The organism is Nocardia sputi, assembly GCF_023501985.1.
This window is the reverse complement of record NZ_JAMFLC010000017.1, coordinates 1-23297: the sequence shown is the minus strand read 5'-3', so window position 1 is coordinate 23297 and position 23297 is coordinate 1. Positions and strand designations below refer to the sequence as shown.

Here is a 23297-nt window from a genome sequence, read left to right as displayed (position 1 = left end):
CGAGCTCAATCGAGCAGCACCGCGTCCATGAGGGCGGTGACCCGGGCCACTTGCGGTGGCCGGGAATCGAATCGGATCAACCTGCCCACATCGATCACCTGGCTGATGGCGGCGTGCACCCGGAAGCGCGCCTCCACCGGGTCCCCGTCGAGCAGGTTGGCCCACTCCAGCACGTTCTGCCGTTGAATGGCGCGCAATTTGTGCTGCTCGGCCTGCGGCAGGTTGCTGAACTCGGCGTAATACACCGGCATGATCTCCGGCATGGCGAAACTCAATCTCGCGTAGCGGTCGGCCACGCGGCGCGCGGCGTCCTCCCGGCTGGCCGCCTCGGCCAACGCCTCGGTGATCGCGATGGCCAGCCGGTCCCCGGTGCGGTAGAAGGCCGCGGCGAGCAGGTCGGCTTTGCTCGCGAAGTACCGGTACACGCTGGAGGCGTTGATGCCGACGGCGGCGCCGATCTCCTCGATGCTCGCCTCGTGATAGCCCTGCCTGCCGAAGATCCGGATGGCCTCGGTGAGCAACTGTTCCCGCTTCGAGGTCACCGGAATGCCGCGCAGGGGCGGGCCGGGGTCGGGTTCGTCCGGCGCGGGGGGCAGCTCGGTGCGCAGGATGGCCCAGGCCATCTCGTGCAGCAGCGGAAGCAGCCGGGCGCTCGACAGCGCGGTGCGGTGCGCCGCGATGCTGGCGATCGCGCTGAGCACGCCCGCGGCGAGCATCGCCACGTCGGCGGGTGGCGCGTCGGGTCGCAGCAGTGCGATCGGCGCGGCGAGGGTGTTGTTCAGGTCGTCGTAGATCTTCCTGATCCGAACCCGGTCGTCGCGCTCGAGATATCGCCGTTCCCAGCGGTAGAGCCCGGCCTCGCGGCGGATCTCCACGGTGTGCTCGCTGATCGCGCGGATGAGCGCGTCCAAGCGCTGCCCGGGGTCGAGCCGGGTGTCGTCAGCGGCCTCGGCGACGGTCAGCAGGTGCCGCGCGCCCTCCTCGGCGGCCGCGACCAGCAGCGCGTACTTGTTCGTGAAATGCCGGTAGAGGGCGGGGCCGGAGATGCCCACCTCGGCGGCGATCTCGTCCACCCCGACCGGGTAGTACCCGCGTTCGCTGAACGCGCGCGCGGCCGCCCGGATGATCTGGACCTTGCGGTCCTTCGGACGGCGTCGCACCGACGGCGCACCCGCCCGCTTGCCCGGTTCGGGCCGCGCGGGAGCGAGGCCGACCTCGCTGCGATCCGCGACCATGCACCTCTCCGTTCTCCGGCCGCGCTGGTTGACAGCGCCCGACAATGGAACCTAAGTTAACCACAATTCGCAAAGTTAACCATCATTCACAGCCCGCCGTCCGCCGAATTGCAGCTTAGGAGCGAACATGAGCACCAACGATTCCGTGGCCCCGGCCGCCCCCGCGACCCGGTTCACGGCGGTCCAGGACGGCAAGGTGCTCCGGGTCACGATCACCAACCCCAAGCGGAAGAACGCGATCGACTACGACACCATGGTCGCCCTCGGGGATACCTTCCTCGCGGCCGCCGAGAACCGCGCGGTGCGGGCGATCGTGCTGGCCGGCGAAGGCGGTGATTTCTGCACCGGGGCCGATCTGTCGTCGAGTGCGGACGAGGCGCGCCGCGGCATCACCTCGGACATGGTCATGGACGCGGCCAATCAGCTGGTGCGCGCCATCGTCGACGCGCCGGTCCCGGTGATCGTCCGGATCCGGGGCGCCGCGGCTGGCGTCGGCGTCGGCATCGCCTTGGCCGCCGATCTGGTGTACGCGAGCGAGGACTCCTACCTGCTGCTGGCGTTCATCAACATCGGCTTGATGCCCGACGGCGGGGCGGCCGCGCTGGTCGCCGCGGCGGCGGGCCGGCCCCTGGCGGCTCGGATGGCACTGCTGGGCGAGCGACTGCCCGCCCGCGAAGCCGCGGCGGCGGGCCTGTTCACCGCGGTCGTGCCCGACGACGAACTCGATGCCGCGGTCGAGGCCGGCGTCGAGAAGATCGCGACCGGGCCGCGCCGCGCGCTGGAACTCACCAAGCGGGCGCTGAACCAGGCCACGCTGACCTCCCTCGACGCCGCATTGGCCGCCGAGAAGGCGGGGCAGACCGAGCTGCTGCGCTCCCCTGATTTCATCGAGGGCGCCACCGCCATGCTCACCAAGCGCAAGGCCGTCTTCGCCGACTGATCAGCCCGCCGGAACGTACCGACCGGCAGGCGACTATGTTCATCGGCTATGACTTACCTGGTTACCGGGGCAACTGGGTTCATCGGTCGGTTCCTCATCCCCGAGCTCCTGAAACGCGAGGGTGCCATCCACGTCCTGGTACGGCCGGGCGACGCCTCGGCCGACCGGTTCGCCTGCTGCGCGCAGGAATGGGCGGGCGGCGACCGCGTCCGTCCGGTACGCGGCGATCTGGGCGCCCCGGGGCTGGGCATCGACCCGAGCTGGCTGACCCGGCACCGCGGCGAGATCGAGCACGTCTTCCACTTGGCCGCCGGCTACGACCTCACCGAACGCGGCGGTGGGACCAGGCACTTGGTCGATGTCGCCGAGGAATTGGGTGTCGATCTGCTGCACCACGTCTCGACGGTGGAGGTGGCCGGGTCCAGCGAGGGCCTGTTCACCGAGGACATGTTCGATCACGGCCAGACACTGGCCACCCCGGTGCAACGGGTGAAGTTCGAGGCCGAGCGGATCGTCCGGGAATCGTCGCTGCGCTGGCGGATCTACCGGCCGTCCATCGTGATCGGGCATTCCAGGACAGGTGAGATCGATCGGATCGACGGCCCGTACTACTTCTTCCGCCTGCTGCGCATGGGCGCGCAACTGCCCAGGCTGCTGCCGGTCCTGGTGCCCAAGCTGGGCGAGACCAACATGGTCCCGGTCGATTTCGTCGCCCGTGCCCTCGACCACATCGCGCACCGCCCCGGTTCGGACAAGATCACCTACCACCTGGTGGATCCGCGCAGGCAGAGCGCGGTCGACGCGCTCAACCTGTTCGCCGACGAGGCGGGCGCGCCCCACCTGGTCGAGGTGGTGCCCAAGCGCACCCTGGACATGATGTTGCGCGTCCCCGGCGCCAACTGGCTGCTGCCCCGGGTCGGCGTACCGCTGGACGTTCTGGAGCACAGCGAATTCGCCTGCTGGTTCGATTGCAGGCACACCAGCGCGGCCCTGGCCGGCACCGACATCAGGGTCCCGCCGCTGGAGGCGTACGCGCCGCGGATCTGGAAGTACTGGATCGAGAACTGGGTCTGATCACACGCACCGGGTGATGCGTGAAAGACCGACCGCCTGGTTGCGCGGTTCGCAACCAGGCGGTCGATGGAGGTCAGCCGGATTTCCCGGCCGTATGCACCGGCTACGCGGCGATCAGAGACCGAGGCCCTTCGCCAGCACGGGCCACGACACCTGGAATTCGTCACGCCAGTAGCCCCACGAGTGGGTGCCCGTGTTGCGGAAGTTGTAGGTGGCCGGGATTCCCAGCTGCTCCAGTTTGTTCTTGAGGTTGTTCGTGCAGTAGTTGGTGCCCGCCTCGATCACTCCACCGATGACGATCTGGTTGGCCAGGCCGTAGGGGCCGGGAAGGGTGTACGGGCCGTTGAGCGTGTCGTACTGGCCGGGCAGGCCGTTGCCGGTGGAGATGTAGAGGTCGAGGCCGCGCAGCCCCTCGGCGTTCACGTACGGGTCGTTGGCCACCCAGTCCGGCGAGCCCTCCGGACCCCACATGTTGTCGGTATTGCCGCCGCCCCAGGTCTCGACCGTCAGCTTCACGAACTGGGAGCCGACCGGGTCACTGGTTTGCGCACAGCCGCTGTAGGCCGCGGCGGCCTTGTACAGGCCCGGCTTGGCGATCGGCAGCGCCAGCACGGTGGTGCCCGAGGTGGACAGGCCCGCGATGGCGTTCACGCCGTTGGTGCCCAGCGCGCCGTCGATGAGCGGGGGCAGCTCCTCGGTGAAGAAGGTCTTCCACTTGTTGCGGCCCAGTACCGGGTCGTCCTTGATCCAGTCGGTGTAGTAGCTCCACTTGCCGCCGATCGGCTGGATCACGTTCACGTTCTTGTCCGACAAGAACTCCAGCGCGTCGGTCTTCGCCTGCCACGAGGCGTCGTCCTCGCCGCCGCCCGCCCCGTTGAGCAGGTACAGCGTGGGACGCGGCACGGACGCGTCGGCCGGGCGCTGGACGTCGATGATGACCTTCTCGTCCATCGCCGCCGAGTACACGTACAACCGGATGCTGCGCTCGTCCTTGTACTCGGCTTTGGTGATACGCGAACCGTCCGGGGCGACCGGGTTGCCCAGCAGGGTCTTGGAATCGATGATCGGGTCAGCTGTCGCGCTGGACGCGCCGAGACCGGTCATCACTCCCGCGAGCACCGCGGTTGCCGCGATCGCGGCCGCAGCCCGCAGGCCGCCGCGCCGGGTCTGTCGACGTATCAATTTTCGCACCTTCGCTTCGTCTCGAGATTCACTCTGCATGCCCCACGCGCCGGGGGATGCCCTGGACACCACGCCCGACCATACGGCCTATGTAGTCGTCACAACAGAGGACTTCGTTACCGCACCGTTGCCCTATCATGCCGGAACGGTCGCGGGTCGATCATGACCGCCCCGGGTTCCGTGTCATTTCCCAGCCGGGGGGATCCAGCAGTTCGGACAATCGCGGCCCGATCTGCGCCAGCGCTTCCGGCGAAGTCATCTGGTCGTGCGGGACGCCGACGGGATGATCGTCGACCCGGCCCTCGACGTAGGGTTGCCAGCCCGCGGCCGCGGTGTCGTGACCGGCCGCGCTGAAGTAGTCCAATCGTCCACGGAAAACGTCCGGGCGGTGCTCGGCGATCAACTCGGCCGAGCGCACCGCGCTGCGGTAGATCCGGCGGACCCGGTCGGGAGTGAGCACCGCCATGTCCGGGGGGATGGTGGCGTGCAGCGCGGCGAGAGCGTCCTCGCTCAGATCGTGGATGTCACCGTCGCCGGGCAGCAGGGCGTCCGCGCCGATACCGAGTTCGGCCAGCGCCTCGCGGATCGCCGCCCGGAAATCCGTGACGTCGATGTCCGGGTGACTGTCGAGCATGGCGAGCAGGCCGATGTCCTCACCCGCGGCCTGCAACGCGGTCGCCACCGCGTGCGCCAGCACACCGCCGAGCGACCAGCCGAGCAGCCGGTAAGGCCCGTGCGGCTGCACCGCGCGGATCTCGGCCACGTAGCGGTGCGCCATCTCGGTCAACGACCGCGGCAGGTAGCCCTCTTCGGTCAACGCGGGCGACTGCAGGCCGAAGATCGGGGTGCTCGCGGGCACATAGCGCGCGAGGCCTGCGTAGCACCAGGACAATCCATACATCGGATGCAGGCAGAACAGCGGCCCCGCGGCGGCGACGTCGTGCGGCACCATGGTCCGGATCGGCAGCAGCACACCGAGCGCCGCGTTCGAGTCCTGGTCGTAGTCGTGGTCGTCGGCCAGCGCGGCGAGGATCCGGGCCGCCAGCGCCGCCGGGGTGGGATCGGTGAAGAACCACTGCACCCGCACCTGGGCGCCGGTGAGCGTGCGCAACCTGCTCACCGCGCGGGTGGCGACCAGCGAGTTGCCACCCAGGTCGAAGAAGTCGTCGTCCATGCCGACCCGTTGTCCGGCACCGAGCTCGAGCACCTCGTCGAACACCTCCAGCACGGTCCGCTCCAACGGCGTGCCCGGCGCGCGGTACGGACGCGCGGCCGGTCGCGGTGCCGGCAGCGCCTTGCGGTCGAGTTTGCCGCTGGCGTTGAGCGGCAGTTCGGTGAGCGCGACAACAGCCGAGGGCACCATGTAGGACGGCAGCGCGGCGCGGGCGTGCAGCAGCAGGGCAGCCTCGTCGACGGTCACTCCCGGCGCGGCGACCACATAGGCGACCAGCCGGTCCCCGGTGGCGCTGCGCACCACCGAGACCGCCGCTTGCCGGATCTGGGCATGGCGCGCGAGCACGGCCTCGATCTCTCCGAGTTCCACCCGCTGGCCGCGCAGCTTGACCTGGAAGTCACTGCGGCCCAGGTATTCCAGCGCTCCGTTGCGCCAGCGCACGATGTCACCGGTGCGGTAGAGCCGGGCGCCGCCGGCATGGGCGACGAATCGCTCGGCGGTGAGGGCCGCGGCGCCGAGATAGCCGCGGGCCAACTGCACTCCGGCGACGTACAGTTCGCCCGCCGCGCCCGGCGGCACCGGGCGCAGCTGCCGGTCGAGCACGTGCACGCGGGTGTTGGCCACCGGAACGCCGATCGGTACCGCCGCCGCCGCGGTGTCGCGCACCGGGTGATCGGTGACCACGGTGGCCTCGGCGGGTCCGTACCAGTTGACCAGCGCGGCGCCGGGTGCGGTGGCGGCGAAGGCCGCCGCGGTCTCCCCGGACAACGCTTCCCCCGCGGCGAACACCCGCCGCAGCGACGGGTACCGCGCGGTGGGGTCGGCGACCGGGTCGAGGAACGCCTCCAGCATCGACGGCACGAAATGCACCGTGGTGATGGCGTTGTCGACGATGAGTCGAGCCAGGTAGGCCGGATCGCGATGTCCGTCGGGCTCGGCGATCACGATCGACGCACCGGTTTGCAGTGGCCACAACAGCTCCCAGGTGGAGATGTCGAAGGTGATCGGCGTCTTGTGCAGCACCACGTCACCGCCGTCGTGCGGGTAGGCCGACTGCGCCCAGCGGAACTGGTTGACCATCTGCCGGTGCGTGATCATCACGCCTTTGGGGCGACCGGTCGAGCCCGAGGTGTAGACGACGTAGGCGACGGTGTCCGGATAAACGTGATCCTGGGGCCGAAGGCCCTGGTAGGGAGGCAGGTACAGCGTATCGACCGCGACCACCGGGACACCGGTCGCGGTGTCGAAGGCGTCCGCGGTGGTGGTCAGGACGCAGATCGGCGCGGCGCTGTCGAGGACGTACTCGCTGCGCTCGGCCGGATGGTCCGGATCGATCGGGACATAGCCGCCACCGGCGCGCAACACCGCGTAGATCGCGACGACGAGGTCGATGCCGCGCCGCATGGCCACGGCGACCAGCGTCTCCGGGCCGACGCCCCACCCCATCAGCTCGACGGCCAGGGACCGGACGCGCGAGTCGAGTTCGGCGTAGCTGAGCGTGGTGTCGCCGAAGCGCACCGCCAGCGCGTCCGGCGTGCGCGCCACTTGCGCGTCGAACAGCGACAGCAGCGTCGCCTCGTCGAGCAGTTCCGGCACGTCGGTGGCGTTGCGCGCGGCCAGCTCGGCGCGCTCGTCGTCCAGCAGCGCGTCGATGTCGCCGACGCGCGCCTGCGGGGTGGTCATGAAGCGACCGATCAGCATCGAGAGCCGCTGCGCGAGCGCCGTCGCAGCCGGTTCTCCGGTCAGGTCGCGCAGGTACTTCACCGAGACCCGCAGCTGACTGTCCAGCACCACCATCACCGTGAACGGGTAATGGGTGCCGTTGGCCGCGCCGACACCGATGACGTTCATTCCGTCGATGGCGCCGGCCTGGTCCAGGCCCTCCCGGTCCACCGGGAACGACTCGAACACGACGAGCGAGTCGAACAGGCCCTCCACGCCAACAGCTTCCTGGATGTCGCTCAGTCCCAGATAGTGGTGCTCCAGCAGTGCGGCCTGCTCGGCCTGCAACTGGCGCAGCAGCCCGCCCAGGGTGCCGGTCGGATCGAGCCGCACCCGCACGGGGATCGCGTTCAGGAACAGGCCGACCATCGACTCGACGCCGTCCAGCTGGGGTGGGCGACCCGATACGGTGGCGCCGAAGACCACGTCGTCGCGGTCGACGGTGCGGCCGATCAGCAGACCCCAGGCCGCCTGCACAACGGTGTTCACCGTGACGCCGAGACCCGACGCGAGCCTGGTCAGCGCGGTGGTGTCGGCAGGGGACCACTCGAACCCCACCTCGCCGACGCCTGCGGAGATCTCGCGGCCGGGATCGACCGGAGCCAGCGGCGTCGGTTCGGTGATACCGGCCAGCGCGGCGCGCCACGCGGCGCGGGCCGCCTCCGCGTCCTGCGCCACCAGCCACGCCAAGTAGTCGCGGTAGGACGGCACCGCGGGTAGGTGCCGGGAGTTGGCGCCCAACGCGTACAGGGTGAGCAGGTCCTTCATCAACAGCGGCATGGACCAGCCGTCGATGAGGATGTGGTGGCTGGTCACGAGCAGGTGGTACCGGGCGGCGGCGGAACGGATGAGCGCGAACCGCAGCAGCGGCGCGGTCCGCATGTCGAAGTGCTCGGCCAGGTCGGCCGCCTTGATCCGCTCTACCTCGGCCGCGGCCGCGGCCGGTTCCAGCTGGCACAGGTCGATCAGCCGCCACGGCGCCTCGAGCGAATCCTGCACGATCTGCACGGGATTGCCCTCGCTGTCGTCGGCGAAGGCGACGCGCAGGTTGTCGTGCCGGTCCAGCACGGCCTGCGCGGCGGCCCGCATCCGGCGGGGGTCCACCGCGCCGCCGAGATCGAGCACGAATTGGGTGGTGTAGACGTCCACCGAATTCTCGGCGAGCAGGGCGTGGAACAGCATGCCCGATTGCAGCGGGGTGAGCGGCCAGGCGTCGGACAGGTCCGGGTAGGCGCGGGCGAAGCGATCGATATCGGGCTGCTTCAGCCGCACCAGCGGGAAGTCCGACGGGGTGTAGCCGCCCGCGTCCGGACGCAGGCCGTGTTCGGCGAGGCCGCCCAGGGCGCGAATCCAGTGCTCGGCGAAGGTTTTCGCGTCCTCGCCGCGGAACGCGGCGGAGGCGAAGTCGAATCGGGCCAGCAGGCCGTCGTCGGTGGCGTCGACGGTCAGCACCAGCAGCAGCTCGTCGGAGGGGATGTCGGTGTGCACCCGCGCCGGGCGCAGATCCCGGTAGCGCAGCGCGAACCGGCCGTGGCCGAGGCCGCGCAGTTCGGCGGCGGTCTCGGCATCGAGGTGGCGCAACAGGCCGTAGCCGACACCGCGCGAGGGCACCGACCGCCGCAGCTCCTTGATCTGCGCTATCGCCGTGCCCGCCGCCGGGCCGCCGATCAGGGCGTCATCGAGGTCGATCCTGGTCAGCCGCAGTGGAAGCGGATACTCGGTGAGGAAGCCGCCCACCATGCTCTGGGCGTCGGCATGGGTGGCCGTCCGACCGTCGGCGGGCAGCCGGACGACCGAACCGATCGCGCGCGTGACGGTCTCCCCCGCCGAGGTCTGCAGGGCCAGCGCCAGCGCGGTGAGCAGGATGTCGTCCACCCCGGCGTGGTAAGCCTCGGCGGCAGCGGCGACGGCCGCCGCGCCCTCCGCCGTGATGGTCAGCGATACCCGGCTGCGGGCGCGCAGATCACGTCCATCGGTTCCCGCGCCCTCCGGGACGGTGCCGAGCGCCCGTCGCCACCAATCCATTTCGGCGAGGGTGGCCGGATCGTGCGCCTTGGCCGACAGCGCACGGATGAGCGTGCCGAGGCCGGTTTCCGGGGTCGCGGGCGCGGCATGGCGCGCCCGGTTCCATCGCGCGCTGAGCTGGTCGACGACGGTCCGCCAGGAGACGTCGTCGACCACGAGGCTGCTGGCCACGACGATGAGCGTCGAGCGGGCTCCGGGATCGCCGGTGAGCACGAAGTAGATGTTGCGGCCCTCTTCGGGATCCAGCGCGGCCGCGGCCGCCTGCACCACGTCGTCGATGGGCAGCGAGGTCTCGCCGCGCTGCGGATCCAGCCGGCGGAACGCCTCACCGGTGCGCTCGGCGGCAGCCGGGATGCGCAACACGGGCCTGCCCTTGTCGTCGTTGCGCACCCGCACCCACAACATCGGGTGCTGGTCGAGCACGGCGGCCACCGCGGCGCGCACCGTGTCGACGGAGCAGGTCTCGGGAACGTCGAGGGCGATGGCCCGCACCTCGATGCCCTCGTCCACCGTCCGGGCCGCGTTGGGCGTGAGCGGTAGTTCGCCCGCCTCGTCGCCGGATCCGCCCTCTACCGCGGCCGCGCGGGCCAAAGCGGCCACCGTACGGCATTCGAAGACGTCACGCGGGGAGAAAATGACGCCGCGGGCGCGCGAGCGCGAGACCACCTGAATGGACATGATGCTGTCGCCGCCGAGGGCGAAGAAGTCGTCGTCCAGGCCGACTTGGTCGACGCCGAGCACCGCGCCGATCACCTCGGCGATCACCAGTTCGGCCGGGGTCCGCGGCGCACGGTAGGCGCGGGCGTCCATTTCCGGCTCGGGCAGCGCCTTGCGGTCCAGCTTGCCCACCGGCGTCAGCGGGATCGCGTCGAGCACGACGATCGCCGTCGGCACCATATACTCCGGCAGCGCGCGCCCGATCCGCTCGGTCAGCGCGGCCGGGTCGACGCTGGCGCCCTTGGCAGGCAGCACATAGGAGACGAGCATCGTCGCACCGGAACGGCTTTCGCGTCCCAGCGTGACGGCGAAGCCGACTTCGGGCTGAGCCGCGAGCGCGGCGTCGATCTCGCCGAGTTCGATGCGGAAGCCGCGCACTTTCACCTGGAAGTCGTTGCGGCCCACGTACTCCAGAACCGGAGCAGCACCGGACCGACGCCAGCGCACCAGGTCGCCCGTGCGGTACAGGCGCTCGCCCGGCGCGGCGTACGGGTCGGCCACGAACCGAGCGGCGGTGAGACCGGGCCGGGCGTGGTAGCCGCGCGCCAGCTGGATGCCGCCCAGATACAGTTCGCCCGTGACGCCTTCCGGCACCGGACGCAGCCTGCTGTCGAGCACCAGCGACCGCATGCCGCGGATGGGACCGCCGATCGTGACCGGTTCGCCGGGCTGTAGCGGGTCGCTGATATTGGTCATGATGGTGGTCTCGGTCGGCCCGTAACCGTTGTGGAAGGCGCGCTCCGGCGCACCCGTCCACTCGGCCGCCAGATCGACGGGCACCGCTTCGCCGCCCGCCACGATGGCCCGCATCCCCGACAGCGCGTCCGGGTCGAGCGAGGCGAGCACGGATGGAGTGAGGAAGGCGTGCGTGACGCCCTCGACGCGGATCAGCTCGGCCAGTTCTTCACCGCCGAAGGTCAGTGGCGGCGCCACCACCAGCCCACCCGCCGAACCGAGCGCGAGTAGCAGTTCCAGCATCGATGCGTCGAACGATGGCGAGGCGAACGCCAAGGCCCGCGTCGATCGGTCGAGCCGGTAACGCTCCACCTGTTCGGCGCTGAAGTTCGCCAGGCCTGCGTGGGTGACCACGACGCCCTTGGGCGTTCCCGTGGAGCCGGAGGTGTAGATGACGTACGCGGCGTTGCCCGCACGCAATGTCCCGCGCAGTTCGCCGGGTCGCAGCGGCTGGTCCGAGCGCACGGCGACGTCCAGGGTGAAGTCCTGGTCGTCCAACGCGACCCAGGCGCCACCGGTGAGGACGGGCAGGTTGCCCAGCTCGGCGGTGAGCGTCACGCCGAGGGTCACTCCGGAATCCGCGACCATGTGGGCGATGCGGTCGGCAGGATAGGTCGGGTCGACCGGGACGAAGGCCGCACCGGTCTTGGCCACCGCCCACAGCGCCAGCACGGATTCCACCGAACGACGGATCGCGATGGCGACCAGCACGTCCGGTCCCGCGCCGCGGTCGATCAGGGCGCGCGCCAATTGCGCGGAGGCCGCGTCCAGTTCGGCGTAACTGAAGGTGCGGCCGTCGGCGACCACGGCGATTCCGGCCGGGTTCGCGGCGACGGCGGCGGCCATCAGCTCCGGTAGCGTGCGCGGCGGCAGGGCCGGTGCGCCGGCACGGGCGATCAGGTCGGCGCGCTCGGAGTCGTCCAGGATCTCCAGATCACCGACGGCGGTGGCGGGATGCCGGACCACGGCGGCCAGGACGCGACGGAACCTGCGGCCGAACTCGACCACGGTCTGCTCGTCGAACAGGTCGCGGGCGTAGGTGAACTCGGCGGCGAGACCGGCTTCCGCGCCGGACTCGGTGCGCTGCTCGCGCATGGTCAGCAGCAGATCGAACTTCGCGGTGTCGGCGGCCGGGTCGAGGGCGGTGAAACTCAGGCCGGGTAGTCGGAAGCTGGTGGCGGCTAGATTCTCGAACGACAACGCCACCTGGAACAGCGGATGGCGGCCTGCCGAGCGCTCGGGGCCGAGCGCATCGACCAGCCGCTCGAACGGGATGTCGGCGTTGGCGAAGGCGCGCAGATCGGTTTCCCGGGTGGCGGTAAGCAGTTCGGTGAAGCCGAGACCGGGCGCGACTCGGGTGCGCAGTACCAATGTGTTGACGAACATGCCGACCAGGTCGTCGATTTCGGCTTCGCCGCGGCCCGCGACGGGCGTGCCGATGGCGATGTCGTCGGCGCCCGACAAACGGGACAGGAACACGGCGAACGCGGTGTGCACGACCATGAACAACGTGGCGTTGTGCTGCCGCGCGAGACCCGCCAGCGCGGCGTGCACGTCGGCGTCGACGACGAAACCGGTCTTGCCGCCCACGAAGGACTGGGCGGACGGGCGCGGGCGGTCCGCGGGCAGGTTCAGCTCGTCGGGCAGGTCTGCGAGTTCGGCCGTCCAGTAGGCCAATTGTGTGCCCGCGAGTGACTCGGGATCGTCGTCGGCGCCGAGCACCTCGCGCTGCCACAGCGCGTAATCGGCGTACTGGACGGGCAGCGCCGCCCAGGACGGCTCCCGTCCTCCGCTGCGCGCCACGTAGGCCAGCATCAGGTCCCTGGTCAGCGGGCCCATCGACCAGCCGTCGGCGCTGATGTGGTGCGCGACGAAAACCAGTACGTACTCGGGGCCCTCTAGCTGGAACAGCTTTGTGCGGAACGGCACCTCGGTGGTCACGTCGAAGCCGGACGCGACGACCCGCTGCACTTCGCCCGCGACGTGCTCGTCGCCGATCTGCGCGGGAGCCAGCTCCACCGGCACTTCGTGCGGCGCGAGGATCCGCTGCACCGGGCCGTCCGGCGTCTGCGGGTAGATCGTGCGCAGGATCTCGTGTCGCGCCACGATGTCGGCGACGGCCTGCTGCAATGCGGCCACGTCCAGGTCGCCGGACAGGCGGATCGCCGCGGGGATGGTGTAGACCGAGGCCGAGGTGTCGAACTGGTTGAGGAACCACATGCGCTGCTGCGCGAACGACAGGGGGATGTGGTCGGGGCGCGGCCCGGCGACCAGCGGCGTGCGCTCGCGGCCTGCGCCTCGTTCGGCCTTGATCGCCAGCCCGGCGACGGTGGAGGCTTCGAACAGCACCCGCACCGGAACACGCGCATCCAGCGCCGCGCCGATACGCGCCGCGACCTGCGTCGCCAACAACGAGTTACCACCCAAAGCGAAGAAATCATCATCCGCACCGACACGCTCGACACCCAGCACCTCGCCGAACACCCGCGCCACGATCTCCTCGATCGGCGTCGAGGCCGCACGGAACGCTTGAACCTCGAACTCCGGCTCCGGCAACGCCTTACGATCCAACTTGCCGTTCACATTCAACGGCAAAGCATCCAAAACCACGAACACCGACGGCACCATGTACGACGGCAAACCCGCCGACAGTTCCGACCTCACCCGCCCCACATCCACACCGGCACCGGCATCGGCATCGGCATCGCTCGGCACGAGGTAGGCCACCAGGCGGTCACCGGTCTTCGGATCCGACTTCGCGATCACCGCTGTCTGCGCGATTTCGGGCAGCGCCAACAGTGCGGCTTCGATCTCACCCAACTCGATACGGAAACCACGAATCTTCACCTGGAAATCCGTACGACCCCGATACTCGAGCTCACCACTACCGTTCCAGGCGACCAAGTCACCCGTGCGATACATCCGCGCTCCAGGCTGGAACGGATTCGCCACAAACCGATCCGCCGACAAATCCGCCCGACCGAAGTACCCGCGCGCCAACTGCGCACCCGCCAAATACAACTCACCCGACACACCCACCGGCACCGGCCGCAAACGCGCATCCAGGACATACACCTGACTGTTCCACTCCGGCGCACCGATCGACACCGACACCTCATCAGCACGGCTCACCCGATGACTGGTGATCGACACCGCCGCCTCGGTCGGACCATACAAGTTGAACAACTCAGTACGCGGGTTCTCCCGCAGGAACCGCTGCGCCACCGAACCCGGCAACGCCTCACCGATCGCCAACACCCGCCGTGGCGACCAATTCACCGCCTCCGCGGTTGCTCGGTGTACCAGTAGCGCGTCGAGCATCGACGGCACCACATGCAGTGTGGTGACCGACTCCCGCGCCATCAGGTCGTTCAGATACGCGGGATCCTGGTGGCCCTCCGGGGCGGCGATCACCAGCCGGCCACCACACACCGCCGCCGACCAGAACTCCCACACCGACAAGTCGAACGTCGCCGCCGTCTTCAGCAGCACCGAGTCGTCCTCGGTCAGCTCGAATTCGGCTACTTTCCACAGCAACTGGTTCACGATGGCCGCGTGCGGCACCGCGACGCCTTTCGGGCGGCCAGTCGATCCCGAGGTGAAGATGACGTATGCCGTGTTCTCCGGCCGCAGCGGTACGACCCGCTCGGATGCGGTGAGCGGCGCGCTCGCGACCGCGGTCAGTTCCAAGTCCTCCAGCCGCACCACCGGCGCGACGTCGGTGTCGAACTCCGCCTCCGCGTTGCTCAACACACACACCGGAGCGGCCGTCGCCAGGATGTAGCTCGTGCGCTCGGCAGCCTGATCCGGATCCACCGGCACATACGCACCACCGGCCTCGGCCACCGCGTACATCGCCACGACCAGATCGACCGATCGGCGGAAAGCGAGCGCGACCCGGGATTCGGGGCCGACGCCCACCGAGACCAGGTAGCGGGCGAGGCGGTTGACCCGGGCAGCCAGCTCTGCGTAGGTCAGTTCGGCGCGTGCACCATCGGGCAGGTCGGCGACCAGCGCGACCGCTGCCGGCGCCGCCGCGACGGCCCGGCGCAACAACGATCCCAGCGTCGCGGCGGGTTCCACCGGGTGGGTCGTGTCGTTCCATACGGTGAGCACGTCGGTGCGCTCGGTGTCGGCGAGGATGTCGATATCGCCGACCGCGACGTTCGCATCCGCGACCACAGCCGCGAGGATCCGCGAGAGCCGCGCCGCGAAACCCTCCACCGTCGCCCGATCGAACAAATCCGTCGCATACGTCAAAAACCCACCAATACCCGCAGCCGCACCCGACTCCTCATACCCATCACCAACAATCAAATGCAGCTCGAACTGCGACACATCCAAATCCGCATCCACACCAGCCACCGACAAACCCGGCAACTCCAACACCGCACGCCCGACATTCTGAAACGACAACCCCACCTGGAACAACGGATGACGCGCCGTCGACCGCGGCGGATTCAACACCTCCACCAACCGCTCGAACGGCACATCCGCATGCGCGAACGCCGCCAAATCCCACTCACGCTGACGCGCAAGCAAACCCGCGAACGACTCACCACCATCAACCCGCGACCGGAACACCACGGTATTGACAAACATACCGATCAAATCATCCAACTCACGCTCACCACGACCCGCCACCGGACTACCGACAGCGACATCCGAACTACCCGACAACCGAGCCAACAACACCGCAAACGCCGCATGCACCACCATGAACAACGTCGCACCATGCGCACGCGCCAACTCCACCAGACCCGCATGCGTCGCCGCATCAACCGCAACATCCACCCGCGCACCAGCCAACGACGCCACCACAGGACGCGGCCGATCCGCGGGCAACTCCAACAAATCCGGCAACCCGGCAAGCTGCTCCCGCCAGAATCTGATCTGCTGGGCGGCGATGGATTCCGGGTCCGATTCCTCCCCCAACACCGCCCGCTGCCACAACGCGTAATCCGCGTACTGCACACCCAACGGCGACCACCCCGGCACGTCACCCGCAGTGCGCGCCGCATAGGCGATCATCACATCCCGCACCAACGGACCCATCGACGACGCATCAGCCGCGATATGATGCACCACAACCACCAGCACGAACTCCGACGGCGCGGCCTGTAGCAATCGCACTCGTACGGGCACTTCGGCGGTCACATCGAAGGGAGCCGAGGCGAGTTCGTACACCTCGCCTGCGATGTCGGCCGCACCGATCGGATGCACGGCCACGTCCAGCGCCACCTGCGCGGCGGGCAACACCACCTGCACCGGACCGTCCGGCGTCTCCGGATAGACCGTGCGCAGCACCTCGTGCCGCGCGACGACATCGTTCAGCGCCGCCCCAAGCGCGGCCACGTCCAGCTCGCCGGTCAACCGCAACGCGAACGGCAGGTTGTAGGCCGCCGAAGCGGTGGCCGCGGCAGGGTTGTCCGCATGGTCGAAGCGGTTGAGGAACCACATACGCTGCTGCGCCGGCGACAACGGCAGACGTTCCGGCCGCGCGATACCGCCGAGCTCTACAGCGCGCTCACCATGCGTATCCGATTCGATCGCCGCCGCCAACGCCGCGACGGTCGGCGACTCGAACAGTGTCCGCACCGGTACCCGCGCACCGACCGCCGCACCGACCCGCGCCACGACCTGGGTGGCGACCAACGAGTTTCCGCCGAGCGCGAAGAAATCGTCGTCCGCGCCGACCCGCCCCGCACCGAGCACTTCACCGAACACCCCGGCCACGATCTCCTCGATCGCGGTCACGGGCGCACGGAAATGCTTGGCCTCGAAGGTGGGCTCCGGCAGCGCCTTACGATCCAGCTTGCCACTGGGGTTCAGGGGAAACGCGTCCAGCGCGACAATCGTGGCCGGAACCATATAGGCGGGCAGCGTTTCACCGATCGCCGCGAGCAATTCGGCCTGTTCGCTCGTTCGTCCCGGTGCGGGCACGACGTAGGCGACGAGCTGGTCGCCCAGCGCGGACGGCGCGACGAGAGCCACGGCCTGGCTCACGGACGGTTGAGCCAGCAGCGCCGTCTCGATCTCACCCAGCTCGATCCGCTGACCACGAAACTTCACCTGGAAGTCGGTCCGGCCGAGATAGTCGAGCCGATGCGGCAGTATTTCGGTCGGGGCGCGCCAGGCCACCAGGTCACCGGTGCGATACATCCGCTCGCCGATACCGAACGGGTTGGCCACGAAGCGGTCCGCGGTGAGATCGGGACGACGCACATATCCACGGGCCAGCTGATCACCGGCGAGATAGAGCTCGCCCGGAACACCCGCGGGCACCGGTTGCAGACGCGAATCCAGCACGTACACCTGGGTGTTCCACTGCGGCACGCCGATCGGCACGGAACGCTCGTCAGCGGCGGTCGCGGGCCAGTAGGTCACCGACACGGCCGCCTCGGTCGGGCCGTACAGGTTGTGCACAGCCGCGTCGGTCACCGCCTGCACAGCGGCGACGGTCTCCGGCGGCAGCGCCTCGCCGATCACGAAGATGTCGCGCAGGGTGGGACACGAACCGGGGGCGGTGTGCGCGGCGAAGACCGTCAGCATGGACGGCACGAAATCCGTTACCGTCACGCCCTGCGCGGCGATGGTATCCGCGACGTACACCGGATCCCGATGGCCGTCGTGCGTGGCGACGACCAGTTTCGCCCCCGCCCGCAACGGCATGAAGTATCCCCACAGCGAGACATCGAACGTCGTCGCCGTCTTCTGCAAGTACACGTCGTCGGCATCGAGCGGATACGCCGCGAGCATCCAGCTGACCTGGTTCTGGATCGCGAAGTGCGAGATCGCGACGCCCTTCGGCCTGCCGGTCGACCCGGACGTGAAGATCACGTACGCCGGATGGTGCGGCAGCACCGGGCGCACCAACTCCTCGGCACGGACCGCGGCGTCGTCGAAACGGTTCGGATCCAGGGCGTCCAGCAGCAGTACCGCGGTGCCTTCGGGCACGTCGACCGCGTCGGCGGAGGTCGTGAGCACACAGATCGGTTGCGCCGTCTCGAGGATGTGCGCGATGCGTTCGGCCGGATGATCCGGATCCAACGGCACATACGCCCCACCCGCCGCCACGATCGCATACATCCCCACCACAAGATCCAACGACCGCCGAACCGCCAAACCCACCAACGACTCCGCACCCACACCCTGCGAAATCAACAACCGCGCTAAACGATTCACCCGCGCATCGAACGCCCGATACGACAGCTCGACACCCTCGTAAACGATCGCGACCTCATCGGCGTACGCCTGCGCCGCACGCCGGTAACCGTCCAGCAGCAACTCGGCGGGCACCGGATACCGGGTGTCGTTCCACTCGAGCAGGATGCGTTCGCGCTCTATGGGAGCGAGCAGATCGATCGTCCCGATCGGCCGGTCGGGTTCGGCGACGGCGGCGGCCAACAGCCGCTCCAACCGCCAGGCGAACTCCGCGATCGTCCGCTCGTCGAACAGGTCGGTGGCGTAGGTGAACATCGCCGTGAAGCCCGTCGGCTCGCCCTCGGCGTCGGGCACCACGGTCAGTTGCAGGTCGAATTTCGCGATCGCGCCGTCCAGCTCGAGCACCCGGGCGGACAAGCCGGGCAGGACCACCTCGGGCCTGCTCATGTTCTGGAAGAACAGCGCCACCTGGAACAGCGGATGATGCGCCTGCGAGCGCACCGGGTCCAGCACCTCGACCAGCCGCTCGAACGGCAAGTCGGCATGCGAGAACGCACCCAGATCCGTTTCTTTCGTCTGGGCAAGCAGCGCACGGAACGACGCGCCGAGGTCGATCCGGGAGCGCAGCACCAGCGTGTTGACGAACATACCGATCAGCGCGTCGAGCTCCCGCTCGCCACGGCCCGCCACGGGCGTGCCGATGGTGATGTCGTAGGTGCCCGTAAGCCGGGCGAGCAGCAGCGCAAGCGCGCTGTGCACCACCATGAATTCCGAGGCGCCCGCACTGTGCGCCAGTGCGGCCAGACCCTGGTGCACCGAGGCGTCCACCGCGAAGGTGTACTCCGCGCCCCGGCCGGAGGCGACAGGTGGGCGCGGCCGGTCGGAGGGTAGGTCGATCCGGTCCGGGATGTCCGCCAAGGCACGACGCCAGTAGGCGATCTGCGCGGCGGCCACCGAATCCGGATCGTCCTCGTCGCCGAGCATCGCCCGCTGCCACAGCGTGTAGTCGGCGTACTGCACCGGCAGCGGCTCCCAGGACGGTCTGGCCCCGTTGCGCCGGGAGAGGAACGCGCCGAGCAGATCCCGCAGTAACGGCGCGACCGATGCGCCGTCGGCGGCGATGTGATGCACCACGACGACGACCACGTGATCGTCGGGGGCGATCTCGGCCAGAGCGATGCGTAGCGGCACTTCCGCCGCGACATCGAAACCGGTCAGCGCGAAGCCACGCAGCCAGTCCAGCAGTTCGTGCTCGGCGACGGGCTTGGGCGCGAGGTCGGGGACGGCTCGGGCCACGGGCACGACGACCTGGTACCCGGTCCCGTCCACCGCCGGATACACCGTCCGCAACGTCTCATGACGCTCCACCACATCCGCGACCGCCGCCTGCAACGCCGCCACATCCAACACACCCGACAACCGCACCGCGAACGGAATATTGTTCGCCGCCGAACCAGTATCGAACTGATTCAAAAACCACATCCGCCGCTGCGCCAACGACAACGGCACCCGCTCCGGACGCTCCACCGCCACCAACGCCCGCCGGTCCCCCGCGCCCTTCATCGGCTCCAGCCGCGCGGCCATCGCGGCGACGGTAGGGCTCTCGAAGATCAGCCGCGCGGGCACCCGCGCCGCGATGGCGGCGCCCAAACGGGCCGCGGCTTGCGTGGCGATCAGCGAATTGCCGCCCAGTTCGAAGAAATCGTCGTCCGCGCCGACCGGCGCACCCGGGCCGAGCAGTTCGGCGAATACCTCGCTGACGAGCTCTTCCAGGGGACCGACGGGCGCGCGGAACACCTTGGTTTGCAACCGCGGCGCGGGCAGGGCCCCGCGGTCCAGCTTGCCCACCGGGGTCAGCGGGATCTCCTCCAGCACCATGACAACCGTCGGCACCATGTGCGCGGGCAGGCTCTGCTCGGCGAAAGCGGCCAGTTCGGCCGCGTCGGCGACCATGCCGGGCGCGGCGTGCACGTAGGCGACGAGAATGGTGGCGCCGCTGTCGAGCTGATGCCCGACGGTGACCGCGAAATCGACCGTCTCGTGCGCGGCCAGCACCGCATCGATCTCACCCAGCTCGATCCGGAAACCACGAATCTTCACCTGGAAATCGTTGCGACCCAGATACTCCAACTCACCATTCGGCGTCCACCGCACCAAGTCACCGGTGCGATAGAGCCGTGAACCGTGGGCGTCGAACGGGTTCGCCACGAAACGGGACGCGGTCAGCCCGCGCCGTTCGTGGTAGCCGCGGGCCAGGTGCGCACCGGTGATGTACAGCTCGCCGACCACACCGCTGAGCACGGGGACCAATCGTTCGTCCAGCACGTACTCGGTGACGGCCCGGATCGGCGCGCCGATCGTCACCGGCTCCCCCGGCACGAGCGGCGCGCTGATATTGGTCATGATCGTGGTCTCGGTCGGGCCGTACCCGTTGAAGAATTCACGGGTCCGCCCGCCGGAAACCGGCAGCACCCAGCGCCGCACCAATTCCGGCTGGCACACTTCGCCACCGGCCACCACCACGCGCAACTCGTCCAGGCCTGCCGGGTCCACCGAGGCGAGCGCGGCGGGCGTCACGAACGCGTGGGTCACGGCCTCCCTGCGCACCAGGGACGCGAACTCCTCGCCGCCGAACACCGTAGGGGCCGCGACGACCATGGTGGCCGCGCCGCCCAACGCCAGCAACAACTCCAGCACCGAGGCGTCGAACGACGGCGAAGCGAAATGCAACGTCCGCGACACACTCGTCACCCGATACCGTTCACACTGCTCAGCGCAGAAACTCGCCAACCCCGCCTGTGTGACCACCACGCCCTTCGGCTTGCCGGTGGAGCCGGAGGTGTAGATGACGTAGGCGGGATGCTCCCCGCGCAGCGGGCGAACCCGTTCCGTGTAGGTCACCGGGTCGGCGGGGAACTCCTCGAGTCGCCGCGCGCACTCGACGGTATCTATGGACAGCCATTCGACCCGGTCCGGCAGGTCGCCACGGACCTCGTCGACGGTCAGCCCGAAGACCGCGCCCGAGTCGGCGATCATGTGCTCGACGCGATCGGCCGGATAGTTCGGGTCGACCGGAACGAACCCCGCACCGGTCTTGGCCACCGCCCACACCGCCACCACCGACTCGATCGACCGCGGCACACCCACCGCGACCAAATCCTCCGGACCCACCCCACGATCGATCAGCAGACGCGCCAACCGCGTGGACCGTTCATCCAGCTCCGCATAGCTCAGCTGCGCCAGCGTGCTGGTCGCGTCGGCGAACACCAAGGCGGCGCCGCTCGGGTTGGCCTCGACGGCCGTGGCCATCAACTGCGGCAGGGTGGTGACTCGGGGGCGGCGGGTACGGGTCGGGCGCACACGGGCTGGGCGGGTCATGCGCGCACCGCTTCCGCAGTCTCGTCACACCGCTGCCCGACCGCCCGAACCATCGTGCTGCCTCACCCTGTCTGTCGTCGCCACACGCACGTCACCATGCCCCCCCGCATCATGATCATCGAACGCGCGCATGCCGATCGTTACCTAACCGCCGGCGCACGCCGAGCGCCGTCGGCCACGACCGGTGGACTACCGGGCCGCGGAACGGACGCGCGTGACGAGTGCCGGAGATGATTATTCCCTGCCGACGCGCGATTCGGGCCACGGCGTCGGCCGGAACGATCAACGGCGGACGTCGAGCAGGGCGGCCAGCTGCGGGCCGATCACCGCCAACGCTTCCGGTGCGGCCATTCGAGCATGCGTGACCTCGACCGGCCGGTCGACGACCATGCCGTGGACGTATGGCCACCAGTCCGCCGCGGCGGCGCGCAACTTGTCGGCGGGGTCGGCGACGGCCGCGCTGAAGTACTGCACGGTGCCGCGGAATACTCCCGGCCGGTGCGCCGCGATCAGCTCCGCCGACCGGACCGCGCTGCGATAGATCCGGCGCAGTCGCTGTGGCGTCACGGCCACCAGATCCGCCGGGATCGTGGCGTGCAGTGTGGCCAACGCCTCGTCGTCGAGTTCGTAGACATCATCGGCGTCGGCAGCCGCCGTACCGAGGCCGAGTTCGGCCAAGGCGCCGCGCACCGCGGCGCGGAACCCGACGATGTCCGGGTTCGGATGGCTGTCCATCATGGCCAGCAACCCCACCTGCTCGCCCGCGTCCTGCAACTTGGTGGCGATGGTGTGGGCGAGCACACCGCCGAGCGACCACCCGAGCAACCGGTACGGGCCGTGCGGTTGCACCGCCCTGATCTCCGACAGGTAGCGCTCGGCCAGCTCGTCCAGCGATCCGGGCAGCTCGCCGTCCTCCGACAGCGCGGGCGATTGCAGACCGAAGATCGGCTGCTCCGCGGGCAGGAACTGGGCCAGGCCCGCATACGACCAGGCCAAGCCGTACATCGGATGCAGGCAGAACAGCGGGGCCGCCGAACCGCTCGCACGGATCGGCAGCAGCACCTCCAACGCCGCGTTGGCATCGGCGTCGCCCGCATCCATGCGCGCGGCCAGACCCGAGACGGTGGCGTCGGTGAAGAACCATTGCACGCGCACCGTCGCTCCGGTGGCGTCCCGGAGCCGTCCGACGACCTGTGCCGCGAGCAGCGAGTTGCCGCCCAACGCGAAGAAGTCGTCGTCGAGCCCGACCCGGTCGGCGCCGAGCAGGTCGGCGAACGCCTCGGCGATGGCGTGTTCGGTGGCGGTGCGCGGCGCACGGTAGGCGACCCCGCTGACGAACTCCGGGGCAGGCAGCGCTTTACGGTCCAGCTTGCCGTTGGGGGTCAGCGGCAGCGCGTCCAGCACCACCACAGCGTCGGGCACCATGTAGCCGGTCAAGAACCCAGCCACTTCCGCGCGGACCCGCACCGGGTCGACCTGCGCGCCGGTGTCGGCCACCACGTATCCGATCAGCCGCTGTCCGGACTGGTCGTCGGAGCGGACCGACGCGACCGCCTGCCCGATGCCCTCGCACCGCAGCAGCGCCGCCTCGATCTCGCCCAACTCGATGCGGAACCCCCGCAACTGCACCTGCTGATCACCACGCCCGGCGTACTCGAGAGCCGCGGTGTCGGCGTCCACGCGCCATCGGCCGATATCGCCGCTGCGATACATCCGCGAACCCGGCGCACCGAACGGATCGGCCACGAACCGTGTCGCGGTCAACCCCGGCCTGCCCAGATAGCCACGCGAGAGCTGAGCGCCGACGACGTGGATCTCCCCGGGCACACCGACCGGTGCCGGACGCAGCCGCGAATCCAGCACGAACGCATCCAGACCCGCAATCGCGCGTCCGATCACACTGGCCGCGCTGCCGGTCATCCGCTGATCCAACGCCAGGAACGACACATGC

6 protein-coding genes are annotated in these 23297 nt (G+C 69.3%); 2 read left to right on the top strand and 4 right to left on the bottom strand.

Annotation, left to right across the window (positions count from 1 at the left end):
• Positions 1 to 5: 5 nt before the first annotated feature.
• Entirely contained in the window at positions 6 to 1235 is a 1230-nt protein-coding gene (locus M8859_RS21980; RefSeq protein WP_159922706.1) for a TetR/AcrR family transcriptional regulator, read from the bottom strand.
• Between the two features lie 127 nt (positions 1236 to 1362).
• Between M8859_RS21980 and M8859_RS21975 the strand changes: the two genes are divergently transcribed.
• Together M8859_RS21975 and M8859_RS21970 are read left to right on the top strand one after the other, a co-directional pair.
• On the top strand, positions 1363 to 2175 hold the full coding sequence (locus tag M8859_RS21975) for an enoyl-CoA hydratase (RefSeq protein WP_195071306.1): 813 nt from the start codon (positions 1363 to 1365) through the stop codon (positions 2173 to 2175).
• Between the two features lie 48 nt (positions 2176 to 2223).
• Positions 2224 to 3249 carry an SDR family oxidoreductase gene (locus tag M8859_RS21970; RefSeq protein ID WP_159922702.1) on the top strand — a complete coding sequence of 342 codons (1026 nt, stop codon included), beginning with the start codon at positions 2224 to 2226 and terminating at the stop codon, positions 3247 to 3249.
• A gap of 114 nt (positions 3250 to 3363) precedes the next feature.
• On the opposite strand, the gene M8859_RS21965 is transcribed toward M8859_RS21970, so the two are convergent.
• The 3 genes from M8859_RS21965 to M8859_RS21955 all read right to left on the bottom strand — a co-directional run.
• Positions 3364 to 4353 carry an alpha/beta hydrolase gene (locus M8859_RS21965; protein ID WP_159922842.1) on the bottom strand — a complete coding sequence of 330 codons (990 nt, stop codon included), beginning with the start codon at positions 4351 to 4353 and terminating at the stop codon, positions 3364 to 3366.
• Between the two features lie 238 nt (positions 4354 to 4591).
• Complete coding sequence (locus tag M8859_RS21960) at positions 4592 to 21346, bottom strand: non-ribosomal peptide synthetase (protein ID WP_249644797.1); 16755 nt, start codon at positions 21344 to 21346, stop codon at positions 4592 to 4594.
• A gap of 282 nt (positions 21347 to 21628) precedes the next feature.
• The coding region (locus M8859_RS21955) for a thioesterase domain-containing protein (protein WP_249644796.1) at positions 21629 to 23297 on the bottom strand (1669 nt) is incomplete at its 5' end.

Bases quoted from the DNA above. Each gene is read 5' to 3' on its own strand.
- M8859_RS21980 (WP_159922706.1), bottom strand. From the start codon at position 1,235: ATGGTCGCGGATCGCAGCGAGGTCGGCCTCGCTCCCGCGCGGCCCGAA.
- M8859_RS21975 (WP_195071306.1), top strand. From the start codon at position 1,363: ATGAGCACCAACGATTCCGTGGCCCCGGCCGCCCCCGCGACCCGGTTC.
- M8859_RS21970 (WP_159922702.1), top strand. From the start codon at position 2,224: ATGACTTACCTGGTTACCGGGGCAACTGGGTTCATCGGTCGGTTCCTC.
- M8859_RS21965 (WP_159922842.1), bottom strand. From the start codon at position 4,353: ATGACCGGTCTCGGCGCGTCCAGCGCGACAGCTGACCCGATCATCGAT.
- M8859_RS21960 (WP_249644797.1), bottom strand. From the start codon at position 21,346: ATGACCCGCCCAGCCCGTGTGCGCCCGACCCGTACCCGCCGCCCCCGA.